Source organism: Desulfotignum balticum DSM 7044, assembly GCF_000421285.1.
GTDB lineage: Bacteria > Desulfobacterota > Desulfobacteria > Desulfobacterales > Desulfobacteraceae > Desulfotignum > Desulfotignum balticum.
The window spans coordinates 1,581,379-1,599,461 of sequence record NZ_ATWO01000001.1; the positions used below are offsets into that span (position 1 = coordinate 1,581,379).

Sequence of the window (18,083 nt, forward strand, 5' to 3'; positions counted from 1 at the left end):
TATCATGCAGCAACGGATTTCAATTACTTTAAACGGAACATGGCAGGTGCCGGATTATCCGGCAGTGGCCTGTATAAAAGGCGACGGCATTGGATCAGATATCTGGCCCAATGCCCGAATCGTGCTGGATGCGGCCGTCAATGCCGTATTCGGAGATGACAAAAAAATTGACTGGATCCCGGTGCCGGCCGGCGCATCCAGTTTCAAACAAACCGGACACTGGCTCCCGGATCAGACGCTTGAAACCATCCGGAACTTGAAAGTCGCTATCAAAGGCCCTTTGGCCACGCCCGTGGGAAAAGGCATCCGAAGCCTGAACGTCCGGTTGCGAAAAGAACTGGATCTGTATGCCTGTATCCGGCCGGTCAAGTATTATCCCCCTGTGCCCAGTCCGGTGAAACACCCGGAAAAAGTGGATATGGTGGTGTTTCGGGAAAACACGGAAGATGTGTATGCCGGCATGGAATGGGAAGCCGGCACCCCGGAGTGCCAACAGCTGATGCACATGCTCAAAACCCGTTTGAACTGCCATCTGCCGGAATCAAGCGCCTTGGGACTCAAGCCCATGTCCCCGGAAAACACCCGGCGCCTGGTGAAAAAAGCGTGTGAATATGCATTGGAAAACAACCGCAAAAGCGTGACCCTGATGCACAAGGGCAATATCATGAAATTCACGGAAGGCGGGTTTCGCAAATGGGGATATGAAGCGGCATTTGACTGTTTCGGGGACCGGATGATCACGGAGGAGGTGCTGTACGCCAGATATGAAGGCGTGGTGCCGGACGGGCATGTGGTGATCAGAGACCGGATCGCGGACATGGTGTTTGCCGATGTGTTGCTCAAGCCCGAACAGTATGATATCATTGCCTGTCCCAATCTGAACGGCGATTATATTTCCGATGCCCTGGCCGCCCAGGTGGGCGGGCTGGGAATGGCCCCGGGTGCCAATATCGGCGACACCTGCGCCGTGTTTGAGGCCACCCACGGCACGGCCCCGGACATTGCCGGCAAAGATGCGGCCAATCCCTGTTCCCTGATGCTGTCCGGGGCCATGATGCTGGATCATCTGGGGTGGCACGCGGCCGGAGATGCCGTGCGCCGGGCCGTGGGCCGGGCCCTGGCAGGAGGACAGGTCACATCGGATCTGGCAGACCAGATCCCGGGGGCAAAGGCGGTATCATGTTCCGGATTTTCACAGATTGTCATGGAAAACCTGTTTGTGACAGCCTGAAAAAAACCGTTCAAAGGGTTGGGGCACTGGTGTTTCCGGACATGTGCCTCAACTGCCGGGCATTGCTGCCCGTTTCGAAGGAACCTGATTTTTCAGAGCCGGCTTTTTTCTGTGCAGAGTGTCGCGCCAGAGGACTTCCAGCATTCGAGCCCCCTTATTGCCGGATATGCGGCCATATGTTTGACACGGGAGACACCCATATTTGTGAAACCTGCCTCACAGACCCTCCCGTGGTTCACCGGGTCCGGGCGGCCCTGGCCTATCAGGGACTGGTGCCTGAGATCGTTCCTTTGTTCAAATACCACGCCCGGCTGTCGTTGACCCCGTTTTTTGATTCCCTGATGTTCAATGCATTGGATCGATATTTCAGGGACACGGAAATCCACTGGATTGTGCCCGTGCCCCTGCACCCGAAAAAACTGCGGCAAAGAGGATTCAACCAGTCGTTGCTCCTGGTACGCCGGCTTTACGACACATATGAGCGACATTATGGCGCGCGTCCGGGGTGGCAGGTGGATGCCTCCGTATTGAAACGGGTCCGGTACACCCATTCTCAAACCGGGCTGGACATTGCCGCACGGAAAAACAATTTAAAGAACGCGTTTCAGGTTCCGGACCCGGCCCGGGTGAAAAATGCCGGCATTTTACTGGTGGATGATGTGTACACCACCGGGGCCACAAGCAATGAAGCAGCCCGGGCTCTGCTGGCTGGGGGCGCGGTCCGGGTGGATGTCCTGGTGCTGGCCCGGGCCTGATCCGGACGGATATATTAATTTTTTTTTGTAATTTTGTGACACAGGAGGAAAATATGCAGCGCTGTGACTGGTGTCTGAAAGATCCGATATATATCAAGTACCATGACACGGAATGGGGCGTGCCCGTGCATGATGACAACAAGATCTTTGAATTTCTGATCCTGGAAGGGGCCCAGGCCGGGCTGTCCTGGCTGACCATTCTCAAGCGAAGGGAAGGATACCGCAAAGCGTTTGCCGATTTCGATCCGGCCAAAGTGGCCCGGTTCACGCCGGAACAGATCGCAGACCTGCTCCAGAACAAGGCCATCATCCGCAATAAGCTCAAGGTGGCATCCGCCGTGAGCAATGCCCGGGTGTTTTTGGACATCCAGACCAAGTTCGGGTCTTTTGACCAGTATGCCTGGCAGTTTGTGGACGGCCGGCCCAAGGTCAATACCTATACTTCAGTGGACCAGATACCGGCCACCTCCAAAGAATCGGACGCGTTTTCCAAAGACCTGAAACAGCGGGGGTTCAAGTTTGTGGGCTCCACCATCATCTATGCCCATATGCAGGCCACGGGCATGGTGAACGATCATCTGGTGTCGTGTTTCCGGCATCAGGAGGTGAAAAAGCTTTGACAATGCGTACGTCATGGCGTACCATATTCGAAAAGTCGAGGAGGTTCAAATGACAATATTATCTGCAACAGAAGCACGTTCAAATCTTTACAGGCTCATTGATCAAACATCATCCTCTCATGAGCCTATTATTATTACAGGCAAAAGAGGAAATGCGGTTCTTCTCTCGGAAGAAGACTGGAAATCAATTCAGGAGACCCTGTTTCTTTTGAGCATTCCAGGTATGCGTGACTCGATCAGGGAAGGCCTTGCAACGCCTATAGACGATTGTCAAGAGGAACTTGACTGGTGAGCTGGAAGGTGGTGTTTACCAAACAAGCTCAGAAGGATGCTAAAAAAATCTCATCATCCGGACTGAAATCAAAGGCAGAAGAAATCATAGAGATATTGAGAAATGATCCATACCAGACACCACCCCCCTATGAGAAATTGATCGGCGACTTATCAGGTGCCTGTTCAAGAAGGCTGAATATTCAACACAGAATTGTTTACCAGATGTCAAGGGTCACGAGAAATTGAGCCATTTATGGTCATCAAAAATGAGCCACACCGATTCATTTTATAAATCTCCTTTGCCTTTTTTTGTTATGGGATCATGATATTTAAAACCGGCGTCGATCAATATATATTCCAGCATTATTCCGACTTCACCTCTCTTTTTGAGTTCATCAAGCATCCACTTTTGTATACGGGCATTGACATGAACCCGTTTCAAGTGTGGTGGTAGTTTTGGCTTTGGTTTTCCCCTGTATCCTCCACGGTTTTCTACCATATGCACACCTCCTAATGGTAAGACGATCGCTGAAGATTACCGATATTAGGGCATTTTAGATAATTGTGCCCCGTTTTACAAAAATACAGGGCCATATTCGATGTGACTTTAGCCCCTTCCTTACTGCCCGCATTCATGCTTTTTTGCCTTTCAGTCTGTAACTGTTACCCTTAATATTAATGACGGCGCTGTGGTGAAGCAGTCGATCGAGGATGGCAGTCACGATGATCGGGTCATGGAACAGTTCTGTCCAGTCTCCGAATGCCTTATTTGACGTGATAATGGTGCTGCTCTTCTCGTACCGGTTAGCAATAAAACGAAAGAACAAATTGCACTCTTCCCGTGTGATAGGTGTGTAACCCACTTCATCCACAACGACCAGGGAGGATTTATAGTACCCACGGCCCTTACCCGGCTTTCCAGCTTCGTGATCCTTTCGCAGCTTGATAATCAGATCCTCCATGTTGGTAAAATAGATACTCATGCCGGACTGACACGCTTTCAGCGCAAGGGATACCGCAAGATGCGTCTTTCCCACACCGGGAGGGCCAAGGAAAATTACATTGCCTTTCTCACGGATAAAACTTAAGTCAAAAAGTCCCATGATTTTCTGTTTATCCAGGCCGGGTTGGAAGGCGAAGTCAAACTCATCTATGCTTTTGATATACGGTAGTCCTGATATTTTTAGTGCAGTTTCGATGCGGCGCTGCTCTTTTGCCGCCACTTCCTCTTCGAGCAGTTCATCGAGAAAAGACAGATAGCTTTTTCCCTGTTCCTCGGCCGTCTTGGCAAGGCCGCCTAAAACTTCATAAATCCGGGGGAGCTTTAATCGGGTGAGGTTGGATTCAATGCGATCCATTACAAGGGTATTACTCATGCAAACACCTCCTGCAGTATTTCTTCATATGCAGAGATGGAACGGACCTCAACATCCATGTCATATTGGGGTTTCTGGGGACTGATCGTCTGCTTTGCCCGTCCCTTACTTTTCTGGGCATGGTGATATTTGCGCCGATTCATGTCCATGTCTTTTTTTAAGGCTTCGTAGAATCTCTTCTTCTGGACCAGATTTCCCTTTGTTGATGGGATGTCATAGGTAACTACCAGCCAACTATTTTGAAAAATGCGTAGCTGTCCATCTTTCGAGCGAAGGATGACCTGTTCTCCTACCAGGGTGTGGGGGACGACATAGCGGTTTCCATGAAAGTGGACAGTGCAGTCTTTATACACCTGCCGGTAAATACGATATGAGGTATCAAACGGCTGCGGAGGCAGTGCATTTAAATGTGGCTGCTCCCGCTTAAACCGGGCGCTGACTTTTTCATGGGTGGTGCCATGGATCCGTTCATCCTTTTTTAAAATCCAAGACCAGAGGTCTTTGTTGGCCCTGATTAAGTTGACAAAACCGTATCCTCGCCAGAACCCTTCCCGGATGAAGGTATAAGGACGTTCAACCTTCCCTTTAACCCAAGCAGCATAAGCAGGGGCTACTTTGGGAACGAATCCGTAATGAACGGCAAATCCTATCAGGGTAGAGTTAAATTTGTCCTTTCCAGCCAGCTTGGCGATATACACATTTTTCATGCGATCATAGAGTATCTGATCCGGGACGCCGACGAAGTACTCAAAGGCGTGTATATGGCAGTCTAGAAAGCTTGGCATGTCGCATCGTTCGATCAACTCTGTATAGATTCTCCGGGAATATCCCAGAATCATTGAAAACAGGTACAGCTTTCTGACACTGCCATCGGGAAGTTCAACCTGAAATTCTCCGAAATCCACCTGGGCCTGGTGACCGGGTTCTGTCTCAAATCGCATGTAGGCAATTTTCTGTTTTTGTTTCTTGAGTTTACCGACCTTTCGCTTCACTGTTTCATAACTGCCGGCATAGCCTTGGTTGACAAGGCGGTCATAAATCCAGGTGGCGGTGTAATATTCGTCTTCATCAAGCCAAGCTGTGATGGTACCGTGATAAGGATCAAGAATGCTCGTGCGATGATATGGCTTTGGATTTTTCAAGCAGCTTTCCGGGGCTTCAAGGTATTTTTTGACGGTGTTACGGCTTATGCCCAGGCGCCGGGCTATGGCCCGCTGGGTCAAGCCGAACCTGTGCAGATCCAGTATGTCCAAAATGGTCTCCTTTTTTTCATAAACTCTCCACGATTGTCCCGGGTAAATGCAGCAACATATGCATTTACTCGGGAAGTTGAACAAGGGGGATTGAAAAAAGATCCCCCTTGTTCAATTCCCTAGTGGCTCAGTTTCAAATGACCATTTTTGGCTCAATTTAACATGACCATCGACACCAGATTTATAATGATGAAAAAATCGTTAAAGTGATTCGAATGTGGACCCACTACGAGTAGAAAATCAACACAATCCTGCAGCAGCAAAATGCTGCGGGCATCTTTTCAATACCATTTGCCGAAAATGGCAGTATTGCCATTTTCGGCAAATACTGATTTGTCCCGGTGCTTCACCGTTGCCTAAGTGGCTGAAAATCATGGCTGGATAGATCCCATGGCCGGGGGCCGCGTGACCCCGGGTACCTGTCTTGCCATGGGCCGCAGGTGCCGGGCCTTTTAATTGATATCCTCGTGGAATTTACTCCTGAAAAACATCCCTTTGATAATTTTATGGACGCTTCAGTCAGAGATGAAACTCTGAAACGGGCGTTTTTCAGAAGTATCGAGGAAATCGGAGAAGCTTCGAAAAACCTGCCTGAAGATATCAAAGCAATACATCCGGGCATTAACCACAGCTGAACCGGGACCGCATGGCAAAGCGGCCTGGACTGGATTAAAAAACAATTCTTTCCCATTTATTAGATTTGGCAGCATTGCCAAATCTAATAAATGCTGATTTATCCCGGGGATTCACCCTGATAGTCGTTTCGGCCATGCAGAAAAGAAACATCCTGGGAGTTACCAGCTGGTATGTGATCATCCTGAACCAGCAGGGTGTGGGATGATGCAGGTTCAGACCAAAACCGAAAACCTGCGCAGACGATGCACCTGGCCCGGAAACGCGGGATGATATGATCAGCCTGTTCCAGTGGTAAAGTGCCGGTTTTTTTAAGCTTGGCTGCGTATATCAACTATGAACATGGAAAACCTGTCAAGATGAAATAACAGATGCGGTATCGCATGCCGGTAGAAATACCTGAGCATAATAAACAATGACAGTATGATATTTTTAAAATTGCTTTACCTGAGAAAAAACATCTGATATGGAATCAAATCAGCTATTGAGGCGCTATACAGAGCTGGATTTACATCAAATTCTTCTGTCATCCAGGTTGTTATTGAAAAGATTATGATATCCAGCACCAGATCAGCTCAACAACTTGTTATGTTTTGATATAAATATTGTTAAGTTAGAAGATTGAAATTAATGCAAAATACATCAGAAAAGAAAATTTACAAATATGACATTGCACTCTCTTTTGCTGGTGAGGATCGAGAGTATGTCGAGCTAGTGGCTATATTACTAAAACGTTTCGGTGTGAAGGTCTTCTATGACAAATTTGAAGAAAGTAATCTTTGGGGTAAAAACTTATTAGATTATTTGAATGAGGTTTATAAGGATAAAGCAAGATTTACAGTAATGTTTATCTCTAAACATTACCGAGATAAAGTTTGGACAAATCATGAAAGAAAATCAATCCAAGAAAGAGCATTTAGAGAATCATCAGAATATATCTTACCTGCAAAGTTTGATGATACTGAAATCCCTGGCCTCTACTCAACAGTCTCATATATAAATATAGAGGATAAAACACCCCAAGAGTTCGCAAACCTAATTCTGGAAAAAATTGAGTGGGAAAAATATAATCGATGGTGGGGTAGATGGGCAGTTGATACACCTGTAATGGCATATTCTGGTTCCATCGTAATTGACTCTGTGGATTCAACCGGTTTCAACTTCAATATTTCCACTATTAATGGCGCTCACATGGGAGACTTGGATGGTTATGCCAAATTTATTAATGATAATGTCGCAATTTTTGAAGTAGATGCGTACGATGGCAAATGTGAATTGAAATTTTCTAAGTATAACGACGTAATACAGGTAAATGAATCTAATTACTGTAGAGATTACCATGGCATGCGTGCATTTTTTGGTGGTGATTACATTCTTGAGAAGGATATTTTTTATAAATTAAAGATACTAAACGATATAGAACTCACAAAACTATATATGTTATTGAAAAAAGGAAAATATTGGGAAGAGTTTTTGAAATGTTTTGCTGATATCCATGATGTAGAAAACATAGATGATTTCGATGCAGAAATCATAAGTGGTGGTGTTCCTGGAATGTATACTACCTACGAAGCTATTTTAATGAAAAACCAAACGGATGTCTGGGGCGCATTTTTAGACGTAGATAAGGTATATTATTTTACCAGCAATAAATCATTCATTGAGGATATTCCGAATACAATCAAAAAGTGGAAAAGTCGCTTTGACGATAAGTCTATGAAAATATTAACATAACAAAACTTTTCTGCGGATCCCGCAAACAGCGCGGGTCTGCAAAATTCCACGTTAGCGGAAATAAGAATGGCACAGAAATCGTTGAGATTTGGAATACATGATGGTGATAACAAGCGGGCCGCTACGTGGAAGCTTTGGACAGAAACTGGCGGTGGTAACTCTGAAGTGTATCTTGTGAACAGGTCTCTTGGTGGAGTTTTGAAAACCAGCTTTCATCAATCAGGTAATTGGCATATTGCATATACGAAAAAGCTATTTGAAGAGCAAGTTAAAGATGTAGTACCGAAATTTAAAGATCGCTTTATAGAGAAATGGCCAAGGCCTCCTGAAATAGCACCAGGCATCACGTTAGCATATAGAATCGTTACATCTCATGCAGCAGTAACAAGCTGCAAAAAGTTAGGAAAGTATAAAAAGGTAAAATGGTTGCCAAATGCATCTGAGTCTAAAGCAATAGAAATAGATGTCCTTATAACTAAAGCAAATATTCCTATTGCAGGTTGGCCGGGAAAGCAATCAATGGATACTTCCCTTATCGGTTCGTTTCAACTTGAAAATCAAGATCGTGTTTGGGCGGTTTACTGGGAGATTGATTCCCCAGATTTTTCAAAGATAGGCCATGGAACTGGATGGTATTTTAAAGGAAAGAAAAAAGAATATTTGAGCAAAGATGGTTTAAGGGCAATTATTTTTGGCACTGAACCAGATGGTTCTCGGGTTATGTACGACTGCGTTGTTAATATTTAACCAGCTAACAAATGAAGGATTAGTAACCGTGCCGAGGCAAGAGGCTCGGTACTAATCCTGTGGTTCAAGAAGCCGCGGATCAATAGGGGGAATAGGTCATCGATTTGCAGGATGTGTGAAAGATGAGATGGGATGCAAATTTTATAAAAGTGCCTTCCTCCTGTTGCCAGGCGGCCAGTCCGCCCAGTATGAAGCTCTCAAGAAGGTCAACAAGGAACTGGTTGGGCTGAACTGGGACATCGGACGGACGATCGTGGAACGGCAGGATAATCAAGGCTGGGGCAAGGCCGCCGTTCAGCGGATTGCTAAAGATTTACAGCGTGAGTTCCCTGGCAGAAGCGGCTTTTCAGCCTCTAATCTCTGGTGGATGAAATTTTTTTTCGAGACATACATTGGATTGGAAAAACTCGTACCACTGGTGCGAGAAATCGGATGGACCCACAATGTTGTCATTTTTCAGCGCTGCAAAGACCCCCTGGAACGGGAATTTTATATCCGGATGACCCGCAAATTCGGCTGGTCAAAGAACGTGCTCATTCACCAGATCGACAACCAGGGCTATGAAAAAACCTTGTTGGGCCAGACCAATTTTAATCAGGCCATATAAAACAGGATCAAATAACCGAAGATACATTGACACTGGTATCCAGGTCCGTTTGACAATTTGATAGAGTCCAAATGGAGGACATACAAAAATGAAACTTAAAGTTGTTCTTGAACCAAGTGAGGAAGGGGGATTTACTGCCTATGTTCCGAGTCTCCCGGGTTGCATCAGCGAGGGAGATTCCAGGCAGGAAGCGTTGGAAAACATCAGGGAGGCAATTGATCTGTATCTTGAGCCTGTCGAAGATGACATGTCTTTTGTGCCTGGTACGGAAATCATGGAACTTGCCATATGACAAAAATTCCGAGTGTCGCATATGACAGAATCATTCGAACCCTCCAGCGGGACGGGTGGGTTGTGGTCAGGCAGAAGGGAAGCCACATAAGACTTCAAAAACGAACCCGGGATGAAGTCTTAAAACTGACGGTTCCAGCCCACAACCCTGTTAAACGGTCTACTTTGTCGCATATTTTAAAGCAGGCCCGGATGGATGTCGACCGGTTCCTGAGTTTAATGTAGGAAAAATCACATTTGCTCGGCGGCCTCTGAACGCCAACAGTATGCCTTTGGAACATCAGCGATTGATTGATATCTGTAAAGGACTCAGCCCAGAAGGTCCGCTTTGACCTTATCCAGTCCCATGCGCTCGATCATACGCCCCATGCGTTCGCGCTTGGAGTTCTCCTTGTAATAGTCAATGATCCGGACCACCATGTCCAGGGCCTTTTCCCGGGACAGGTCCTCCACCAGAAGATCCGCCAGCCTGGGCAGTGCCGATCCGTTCCCCCCGATCATCACGGCCCACCCCTTGGGGGTGCCGTACAGGGAGATATCCTTGATGCAGTTTTCCGCGCACTGGATCTTGCAGCCGGAAACCCCCATCTTCATCTTGCTGGGCAGGACCATGCCGTGGTAGCGCCGGTCGAGTTCCATGCCCATCTCCAGGCTGTCCTGTTTGGCCAGGCGGCAGTACTGGATGCCCGGGCAGACCTTGATGCTCCGCACGCACAGCCCCACGGCATGGCCGGGATCCATGCCCAGGTCCTCCCAGACCCCGTCCACCTGGTCCTCCTTGAGCCCGATGATAGCAATCCGTGCCGCACTGGTGATCTTGAGTTCCGATACCTGATATTTATCCGCCACATCGGCCAGGGTTCTCAGCTGGTCCGGTTTCACCACTCCGCAGGGCACATGGGGGGCAATGGCATAGGTGATATCGTCTTTTCCGCGCTGGCGGATGACGCCTTTTTCTCCGTCTTTGAGCATGTTTGACTCCTTTATGTGACGTCTGATCCTTAAAAGGACCCTCGCCTTAATATGTATCGTCATTAATACGTAGCGTTATTTTTAATATTGTGGTCCAAAAATGTCAATGACCCCTGCCACAATCGCCCCACACAGCCGGGATCAGGCCTTGCCCGGCCGCCCTTGCCCCGGGCCGGATCATGGTGTATCTTTGGCGGCAGGGAATATGATTTTGAAAAAATGAAGGGACGCAAAAATCATCAAAACAAATGAAACACAGGAGGTCGTATGGAAGTTGATAAAGTGATGGATGGGCTGATAAAAGAGCTGGGTGTTGCAATCAAAGCGATGGGAAAGCTTTTTTGACTCGAAACATCTGCGGATAATGCTTGACTTGTGTGCGTGTTTCTCATAAACAGTACAAAACGACACACAGGAGGAACAATGTGCACAATTTCTTCGGCATTGCCGTCAGACGATTTTAAAATCCGGTGCCCCCGGCTGGGGCATCAGGTGGCTTTCAGCTACTGCCGGGTAGAAAATACCGGCGCGCCCTGCTTTAAAACACTGGACTGCTGGCACGGCCATTTTGATGTGGTTGCCTATTTTAAGCAGACCCTGTCAAAAGACGAATTTGCCGCGGCATTCATGAACCAGGGCCGGCCCAAGGTCCAGACATTGATGGAACTGATCCAGCAGGCCCAGGCCCGGGTATCACAGAATCCTTTGAAAGCAGACGACGGGCAGGGCCCATGTTCCTGAAGCAGGCGGCCATTCACAGCGACACCTTTCCGGACACAAATGCATATCCGTTCTGTCTGGAAATTCTGAACCGGACGAATACCCTGGGGTTTGACCAGGGCATCACGCTGTTTTCCGGAGAAAACGGCACGGGAAAATCCACATTGCTCAAGGCCCTGGGGCTTTGCTGCGGCATTCACATCTGGGAGCCGGAATTTCTGCTTCGGTGCGAAACCAATCCCCATGAAAAACAGTTGCACCGCTATCTGACCGTGACCTGGGACCAGGGACCCGTGCCGGGATCGTATTTCGGATCCCAGATTTTTTCCCATTTTGCCAGAAAACTGGAGGAGTGGGCACTCAATGACCGGCCCATGCTGGATTATTTCGGGGGAAAATCGTTGATCACCCAGTCCCACGGCCAGTCGCTGATGTCGTATTTTTCCAACCGGTATCAGCGCAAAGGTTTGTATTTTCTGGATGAGCCTGAGACGGCCCTGTCGCCGAAATCCCAGGTGGCACTGCTCAATCTGATCATGGGTGAAAGCGGCAAAGGCCATGCCCAGTTTGTGATCGCCACCCATTCGCCCATTCTGCTGGCCTGTCCGGATGCCGTGATCTATAATTTCAACGGGCCGAAAATTGCGCCTGTTTTGTATGAAGACACGGAGTATTACCGTCTTTACAAGGCGTTTATGACGGACCCGTCTTCCTTTATCCAAGAAATGAAATAAGCGATATGTCAGCTGTTAAAAAAATATCAATTTTGCCATTAAAGGAGATCCCATGAAAACCCAGAAATTTTTATTGACTGAACAGGAAATGCCCCGGCAGTGGTACAACATCATGGCAGACCTGCCCACGCCCATGGAGCCGCCTCTGCATCCGGGCACGGGCCAGCCCTGCGGCCCGGAAGACCTGGCCCCGATTTTCCCCATGAATCTTATCGAGCAGGAAGTGAGTACCCAGCGGTGGATCGATATTCCCGAAGAGATTCTGGACAAGTACGCCATCTGGCGGCCGTCTCCTCTGTTCCGGGCCCGGAATCTGGAAAAAGCCCTGGACACCCCGGCCCGGATCTATTTCAAGAACGAAGGCGTGAGCCCGGCCGGATCCCACAAACCCAACACGGCCCTGGCCCAGGCCTATTACAACAAAGTGGCGGGCACCAAAAAGATTACCACGGAGACGGGGGCCGGGCAGTGGGGCAGCAGCCTGGCCATGTGCTGTGCGTTTTTCGGCATTGAGTGCAAGGTGTTCATGGTGAAAATTTCTTATAACCAGAAACCCTACCGCCGGATGATGATGGAAACCTGGGGGGCCAACTGCACGGCCAGCCCTTCCACGGAAACCCGGGCCGGCCGGTCCATTCTGGAGAAAGATCCGGATTCGCCGGGATCCCTGGGCATGGCCATTTCCGAAGCCGTGGAGGAAGCAGTGGCTGATGAAAACACCAAATATGCCTTAGGATCCGTGCTCAATCATGTGATGATCCATCAGAGCATCATCGGGCTGGAAGCCATGAAACAGATGGAAATGGCCGGAGATTATCCGGATGTGATCATCGGCAGTGCGGGCGGGGGCAGTAATTTTGCCGGTCTGTCCTTTCCCTTTGCCAGAGACAAGATCAACGGCAAACAGATCGATATCATTGCCGTGGAACCCACCTCCTGCCCCACCCTGACCCGGGGGCCTTTTGCCTATGATTTCGGGGACACGGTCCAGATGACCCCGTTGCTGCCCATGTACACCCTGGGTCATAATTTCGTGCCCGCCCCCATCCATGCCGGCGGGCTGAGGTACCACGGCATGTCACCCCTGGTGAGCCAGCTGGTTTTGGACGGCATCATCCGGCCTGAAGCCATTCATCAGATGGAAACGTTCAAGGCCGGGCTGACCTTTGCCCGGTCCGAAGGATATATTTCCGCGCCGGAATGCAACCATGCCGTGGCCATGGCCATCCGGGAGGCATTAAAAGCCAAGGAAGAAGGCAAAGAAAAAGTGATCCTGTTCAACTGGTCCGGCCATGGACTGGTGGATATGGCTTCCTATGAATCTTATTTCAGAGGGAACCTGGCTGATCATGATCTGCCCCAGGAACAGATCGACATCGCGCTTAAAGACCTGGAAAATCTGCCCAAACCCAGACAGGGCAAATAAAGGGCATCGCACATCCATCAACGCATCCGGGGGCCGGTATGATTCAACCACCGGCCCCCGGACACTTTTTGGGAGAAGAAAAACCGGTTATTTGACGCTTTGTATGGCTTTTTTGAATCCGGGCAAAGAATCAATGATGGTTTTGTCCGGCACGGCATAGGACAGCCTGAAATAACCGGGGCCGCCAAAGCCCGTGCCCGGCACGGCCAGGATGTTCTGGTCCTTGAGCAGATTGACGAATTCCACGTCATTTTCAATGGGGCTTTTGGGAAACAGATAAAATGCGCCGTCCGGTACATCGAATTCATACCCGGCCTGTTTAAGCCCCTGGCAGAAAATATCCCGGCGCCGGCGGTAAATATCGATATCCACGGTAATCCCTTGCAGCCGTCCCACCACCTGCTGGAACAGGGACGGGGCATTGACATACATCATGGTGTTGGCCACGCCGGCGGCACCGGCAATCAGTCGGGCATCTTCCGCTTTGGGATGCACGGCCAGATAACCGATGCGTTCACCGGCCAAAGACAGTTCCTTGGAATAGGAAGTCAGGACAATGGTGTGGTCGTAGGCATCAAATACGGACGGAACGGTCACGTCATAGGCGATTTTCCGGTAGGGTTCATCGGATATCAGGTAGATGCGTTTGTCGAATTTTTTGCTGGCCGCTTCCAAAACCCGGCCTAACCCGTCCAGTTCTTCGGCTGAATAGACCGCGCCCGTGGGGTTGTTGGGTGAATTGATCAGCACGACCCGGGTGTTTTCCGTGATGGCGGTCTGGATGGCTTCCAGGTCCAGGTGGAAATCCGGGCGGGTGGGGGCTGTGATCAAGGTGGCCCCGGCCACGAACGCATACTGGTTGTATCCCACAAAATAAGGGGCCGGAGTGAGCAGTTCCTCGCCCGGGTTGATCAGTGCCCGGAGACAGTCGTTCAGGGCCCCGGCCGCGCCCACCGTCATCACGATCAAATCCGGTGTCAGGCCCACGTTAAACGTCTGGTTCAGATAATCCGCCACTGCCTGGCGGACATGCATAAACCCCGGGTTGGGCATGTACCCATGGGAAACAGTGTCATCATGGATCAGGTCCAGCAGGGTTTCCTGCATGATTTTGGGCGGGGGAACATCCGGATTTCCCAGGGAAAAATCAAATACATGGTCGGCCCCGAATTTTTCTTTCATCCGGATGCCTTCTTCAAACATCTTCCGGATCATGGAAGCCGCTTCCACCATTTTCACCATTTTGTCTGCAATCGGCATGGCACTGTCCTTTCAAAATTATGATGTTTTCACTGCATATGGATCATACATGAAAAAAAAGCGTATGAAAATCCCCTGGAAAAAAACGGGATTACCTGCCGGATACGATAGTTGCGTAAACAGGCAACCCTCTTTATTTTAAGGAAAATCCATACTTATGTCCGTCAGTGAAATTCCCCGGACTAGGGAGTTTTACCTATAGCCACTAAGGGATTTTCCCGAATTGACAACCCGGATTGACTGGCGTAATCAATTGATCATGCCTGAGTGGGGCCATCCCAACATAACCCCAATCCCACCAGGTAGCGGCCTTGAAAGTGCGTCTGGCGGGCATTCATATCCCTCCAATCCCATCCTTCCAACAACGCACCCAGACGCAAACCCGGCTTTTGGGATCCCCTTTCCGGAAGCCGGGTTCTTTTTTTTGGGGGATCGTTATTGAACTCCGGGAACGATGATCCGGGAATCATTGGCTTGTTTTTGTTCCGCCTCCATTTTCTGGAACTGCTGAATCACTTTCCGGGTCTCTGCTTCCATGGCCTGGGGAAATTCATCCATGGCCTGCTCCAGCGTCGTGGCTTTCAGCCGGGCTTGAATCGGAACCGGGCCATGGGGGGTGCCCAGCTGGGTGTTTCCCACAAAGACGGTTTCTCTGGAAGGATCGTTTGACCCGTCCGGAAGAATCGGGGTTAATTTCTGAATATTGGCAATTTTCAGATCTGTGATGGTTTCTTCCCGGTAAAGGTGTGTTCTGTCTACCTGAAAATCGATGTTGATGGGATTGCCGCCGTTACCGCTCATGATAAACTCCTTAAAAAAAATAAAAATAAATGATGATAAAAACCCCGGGTGTTTGATCCGGGTGCCACATTAAAATTTTGTCAAAAAGGGCAGAAAGGGGATGGATCGGTCAGATACAGCGAAACCCGTTATCTGCGGTTGACCAGGTAAATGCCTGCGCCCACCATGGCCAGGGCGCACAAAAGATAAATCGTCACGGTTTCCCCCAAAAGCCATGACCCTGCCAGGACACCGAACAGCGGTGTCAGAAACGTGAACGGCGCCAGCCGGGAGACCGGATAGGTGCGGATCAGCCAGAACCAGGTCACATAGGTGAAAAACGCCACCCAGACAGTCTGATAGATCAGGCTTGAGATCACCAGAGGGGTCAGGGTCTGAACCGGCGGTTCGCCCAGAAATATGGACGCAACCGGCAGAATAACCGCAGATACACCGAGCTGATACAGCAGTACTTTGCCCGGATAAACCTTTGCCAGCGGGCTTGCCTTGATCACCACGGTGGTGGCTCCCCAGAACACGGCCGCCCCCATCAGCATGACATCTCCTTTGATCATCCCCGGGTCGGGCAGATTCAGGGATTCATGAAACGCCACCAGAATGCCGGCAAATGCCAGCACCATTCCGATGATCTGGATTCGGGACAGGTATTCTGCCCGGATGAACAAATGGGCGCCCAAGGCCACCACAAACGGGGATGTATTCAAAAAAATGGTGGATCGGGAGGCATTGGTGAACTCAAGCCCCCAATAGATCAGAACAAATTCAGCTGAGAACAGCAATCCGCAGATGAGTCCGCACAGCAGGGTGCCATCTTTTTCCAGCAAAGATTTTTTTTTGATGGTCATCCATACCAGCATCAGGCAGGTGGCGCCCATGGATCGGATGCCGGCCTGGAGCACGGGCGGTATGTCGGCAACGGCCGCTTTAATGGCCACCTGGTTCAATCCCCAGGAGGCGCACAAAATGATCAGCAGGGCCATGGCCCTGATATCGATGGTGGATGTATCCGGTTTCATGGTACGGGGTTATACTTGAATGGCGCACAGAAATCCAGGGTTTATGTCCCGGCATCCGTCCCTTTTTTGGGCCGGCCGTTTTTTTTTCAGGGCTGTTGCAATCAGTCATAACTGCCTTATGTTCATGTCAAGGTGGTGTAAAACAGAACACCATCTTGATTTTATTTAAAAAAAAATGCCAAAGAGGTGACTTATGGTCGATTTATTGAATATAAAAGCAAGAGAATGCTGTGTCCGGGAAAAAAATCGTCTGGTCAAAAAACTCCGAAACTGTGATTCAACATCTAAAAATCCGGAAGAGCGGCATCAGTGTTACCGGTCGGCCGCACTCAAAAGCGGCTCAAATTCCAGACATTGCCTGATTTCAGCCATGTGATCCATAGATGATCCCATGGCCGGGCATTTGATTTCAACGTTGAATTGAAAGATAAAGGGCGGTTCGCTTTCGGGCGGACCGCCCTTTTTGTATGCACGGGGTCCGGGCGGGTTGTGAAAAAAAACAACTATACCAGCCCCGTGGCTTCATCCAGGCCCAAATGGATGTTCATGCACTGGACGGCGGCACCGGAAGCCCCTTTGCCCAGGTTGTCAATGCGGGTGATCACCGCCATCTGCTCAGGATTGCCGAACACGAATATATCGGCCCGGTTGGTATTGTTGCACCCTTGCACATCAAAAAATCCATTGTCCAGATTATTGGCATCGTCAAAGGGAAACACCCGGATAAACGGCTCATCCTGGTAATATCGGGCAAGCAGTTGCCGGATGTCTGCCGGGGTCACTTTTTTTGTCAAAAGGCGCGTGTGAACAAACGTGGTCACGGCCAGGCCTTTGTAAAAATCAGCCACCACGGGCGTGAAGACAGGTGCCGCAGTCAGTCCGGTTCTCACCGTCATTTCCGGCAGATGCTTGTGAACCAGGCCCAGGGCATAGTGCCGCGGGCTGTCCAAAGAAGGGGTATGAAGTTGTTCATAGGCCGTGATCAGCTTTTTGCCCCCACCGCTGTAACCCGTGATGGAGTAGCAGCAGGCCGGGTAGTCCGGTGGCATGATGCCGGCTTTGATCAAGGGATGCACCCCCAGCACAAACGCGGTGGCATGGCATCCCGGGTTGGCGATTTTTTTGGATTTTTTCAAAAGATCCCGCTGTTCAGGCGCGATTTCCGGCAGTCCATACACCCAGTCCGGGTGGGTTCTGAATGCCGTGCTGGCGTCGATGATGCAGGTGTCTGCATTTGTGACCAAAGACGCCGATTCTCTGGAAGCCGCATCCGGCAGGCATAGAAATGTCACATCCGACTGGTTGATTAATTTTTGTCTTTCCCGGGGGTCTTTGCGAAGATCAGCATCGATTTCAAGCAGTTCAATATCTTTGCGCGATGACAGATAATCGATGATCTGCAATCCCGTGGTTCCTTCCCGGCCGTCGACAAACACCTTAAAAGCCATGCCTTTTCCTTTTTTCCCGCATGGGGGTGCGGGTCCATTTTTGTGTAAAAATTTAACTTATACGTATTTCAGGATAAAAAATAAACCCTTGTTCCGGAGAAAGGGGGGATAAGACACATTTGAAATGATTGAAATCGCGGCCATGATCCTGTATACCGTATATCAGGCGGGTTACAAACAAAAGAT

At 49.4% G+C, this 18,083-nt stretch carries 22 protein-coding genes; 14 read left to right on the top strand and 8 right to left on the bottom strand.

Annotated features, from left to right (window positions below; translation table 11 throughout):
• Positions 1-4 precede the first annotated feature (4 nt).
• Genes icd through K365_RS0108000 form a run of 5 tightly spaced genes read left to right on the top strand, consistent with a single transcriptional unit; the run spans position 5 to position 3,125 of the window.
• Positions 5-1,231 (top strand): NADP-dependent isocitrate dehydrogenase, encoded by a 1,227-nt coding sequence (gene icd / locus K365_RS0107980; protein ID WP_024334163.1) that lies wholly within the window; start codon positions 5-7, stop codon positions 1,229-1,231.
• A complete protein-coding gene (locus tag K365_RS0107985; protein WP_281167768.1) occupies positions 1,180-1,986 on the top strand; it encodes a ComFC family protein in 807 nt (268 codons plus the stop codon). Before icd ends, K365_RS0107985 begins: the two co-directional genes overlap by 52 nt.
• 53 nt (positions 1,987-2,039) lie before the next feature.
• Entirely contained in the window at positions 2,040-2,606 is a 567-nt protein-coding gene (locus tag K365_RS0107990; protein WP_024334165.1) for a DNA-3-methyladenine glycosylase I, read from the top strand.
• Between the two features lie 49 nt (positions 2,607-2,655).
• Entirely contained in the window at positions 2,656-2,898 is a 243-nt protein-coding gene (locus K365_RS0107995; protein WP_006965198.1) for a type II toxin-antitoxin system Phd/YefM family antitoxin, read from the top strand.
• 11 nt (positions 2,899-2,909) lie between these two features.
• Positions 2,910-3,125, top strand: a complete 216-nt coding sequence (locus tag K365_RS0108000) for a Txe/YoeB family addiction module toxin (RefSeq protein ID WP_281167811.1) — start codon at positions 2,910-2,912, stop codon at positions 3,123-3,125.
• 40 nt (positions 3,126-3,165) lie between these two features.
• Here K365_RS0108000 and K365_RS0108005 read toward each other — a convergent pair whose 3' ends face one another.
• The 3 genes from K365_RS0108005 to istA form a co-directional block, all read right to left on the bottom strand.
• Positions 3,166-3,378: a hypothetical protein gene (locus K365_RS0108005; protein WP_024333569.1), complete on the bottom strand. Its 213-nt coding sequence runs from the start codon at positions 3,376-3,378 to the stop codon at positions 3,166-3,168.
• A 133-nt stretch (positions 3,379-3,511) separates the two neighbouring features.
• Complete coding sequence (istB, locus tag K365_RS0108010) at positions 3,512-4,255, bottom strand: IS21-like element helper ATPase IstB (protein ID WP_029724919.1); 744 nt, start codon at positions 4,253-4,255, stop codon at positions 3,512-3,514.
• Positions 4,252-5,508: an IS21 family transposase gene (gene istA / locus K365_RS0108015; protein ID WP_024333570.1), complete on the bottom strand. Its 1,257-nt coding sequence runs from the start codon at positions 5,506-5,508 to the stop codon at positions 4,252-4,254. The genes istB and istA overlap by 4 nt, the downstream gene beginning before the upstream one ends.
• Before the next feature lie 506 nt (positions 5,509-6,014).
• On the opposite strand from istA, the gene K365_RS29065 reads away from it, so the two are divergent.
• The 6 genes from K365_RS29065 to K365_RS29340 all read left to right on the top strand — a co-directional run bounded on the left by K365_RS29065 (position 6,015) and on the right by K365_RS29340 (position 9,745).
• On the top strand, positions 6,015-6,143 hold the full coding sequence (locus K365_RS29065) for a hypothetical protein (protein WP_281167769.1): 129 nt from the start codon (positions 6,015-6,017) through the stop codon (positions 6,141-6,143).
• Between the two features lie 628 nt (positions 6,144-6,771).
• On the top strand, positions 6,772-7,875 hold the full coding sequence (locus K365_RS26410) for a toll/interleukin-1 receptor domain-containing protein (RefSeq protein ID WP_051147822.1): 1,104 nt from the start codon (positions 6,772-6,774) through the stop codon (positions 7,873-7,875).
• 66 nt (positions 7,876-7,941) lie between these two features.
• Entirely contained in the window at positions 7,942-8,622 is a 681-nt protein-coding gene (locus K365_RS0108035) for a hypothetical protein (protein WP_024334169.1), read from the top strand.
• Positions 8,623-8,737: 115 nt separating this feature from the next.
• Positions 8,738-9,229 (top strand): DUF1016 N-terminal domain-containing protein, encoded by a 492-nt coding sequence (locus K365_RS0108040; RefSeq protein WP_245569146.1) that lies wholly within the window; start codon positions 8,738-8,740, stop codon positions 9,227-9,229.
• Positions 9,230-9,317: 88 nt separating this feature from the next.
• Positions 9,318-9,521, top strand: a complete 204-nt coding sequence (locus K365_RS0108045; protein ID WP_024334170.1) for a type II toxin-antitoxin system HicB family antitoxin — start codon at positions 9,318-9,320, stop codon at positions 9,519-9,521.
• Complete coding sequence (locus tag K365_RS29340; protein WP_024334171.1) at positions 9,518-9,745, top strand: type II toxin-antitoxin system HicA family toxin; 228 nt, start codon at positions 9,518-9,520, stop codon at positions 9,743-9,745. The genes K365_RS0108045 and K365_RS29340 overlap by 4 nt, the downstream gene beginning before the upstream one ends.
• An 84-nt stretch (positions 9,746-9,829) precedes the next feature.
• Here K365_RS29340 and K365_RS0108055 read toward each other — a convergent pair whose 3' ends face one another.
• The gene (locus K365_RS0108055; protein WP_024334172.1) at positions 9,830-10,492 is read right to left on the bottom strand and encodes a ferredoxin-like domain-containing protein; all 663 of its coding nucleotides are present in this window, start codon (positions 10,490-10,492) and stop codon (positions 9,830-9,832) included.
• A 423-nt stretch (positions 10,493-10,915) separates the two neighbouring features.
• Here K365_RS0108055 and K365_RS0108065 point away from each other — a divergent pair, with 423 nt between their 5' ends.
• Genes K365_RS0108065 through K365_RS0108075 form a run of 3 tightly spaced genes read left to right on the top strand, consistent with a single transcriptional unit; the run spans position 10,916 to position 13,372 of the window.
• Positions 10,916-11,233, top strand: coding sequence for a hypothetical protein (locus K365_RS0108065; protein WP_006965214.1), 318 nt, complete (start codon positions 10,916-10,918; stop codon positions 11,231-11,233).
• Positions 11,224-11,946: an AAA family ATPase gene (locus K365_RS0108070; RefSeq protein ID WP_024334173.1), complete on the top strand. Its 723-nt coding sequence runs from the start codon at positions 11,224-11,226 to the stop codon at positions 11,944-11,946. The genes K365_RS0108065 and K365_RS0108070 overlap by 10 nt, the downstream gene beginning before the upstream one ends.
• Positions 11,947-11,998: 52 nt before the next feature.
• A complete protein-coding gene (locus tag K365_RS0108075) occupies positions 11,999-13,372 on the top strand; it encodes a TrpB-like pyridoxal phosphate-dependent enzyme (RefSeq protein ID WP_006965216.1) in 1,374 nt (457 codons plus the stop codon).
• Positions 13,373-13,459: 87 nt separating this feature from the next.
• Here the strand turns inward: K365_RS0108075 and K365_RS0108080 are convergent, their stop codons facing one another.
• The 4 genes from K365_RS0108080 to argC form a co-directional block, all read right to left on the bottom strand.
• On the bottom strand, positions 13,460-14,632 hold the full coding sequence (locus K365_RS0108080; protein WP_024334174.1) for a pyridoxal phosphate-dependent aminotransferase: 1,173 nt from the start codon (positions 14,630-14,632) through the stop codon (positions 13,460-13,462).
• A 435-nt stretch (positions 14,633-15,067) separates the two neighbouring features.
• On the bottom strand, positions 15,068-15,433 hold the full coding sequence (locus K365_RS0108085) for a hypothetical protein (RefSeq protein ID WP_006965218.1): 366 nt from the start codon (positions 15,431-15,433) through the stop codon (positions 15,068-15,070).
• Positions 15,434-15,561: 128 nt separating this feature from the next.
• The gene (locus tag K365_RS0108090; protein WP_024334175.1) at positions 15,562-16,449 is read right to left on the bottom strand and encodes a DMT family transporter; all 888 of its coding nucleotides are present in this window, start codon (positions 16,447-16,449) and stop codon (positions 15,562-15,564) included.
• A gap of 503 nt (positions 16,450-16,952) precedes the next feature.
• A complete protein-coding gene (gene argC, locus K365_RS0108100) occupies positions 16,953-17,897 on the bottom strand; it encodes an N-acetyl-gamma-glutamyl-phosphate reductase (RefSeq protein WP_024334176.1) in 945 nt (314 codons plus the stop codon).
• Positions 17,898-18,083 lie beyond the last annotated feature (186 nt).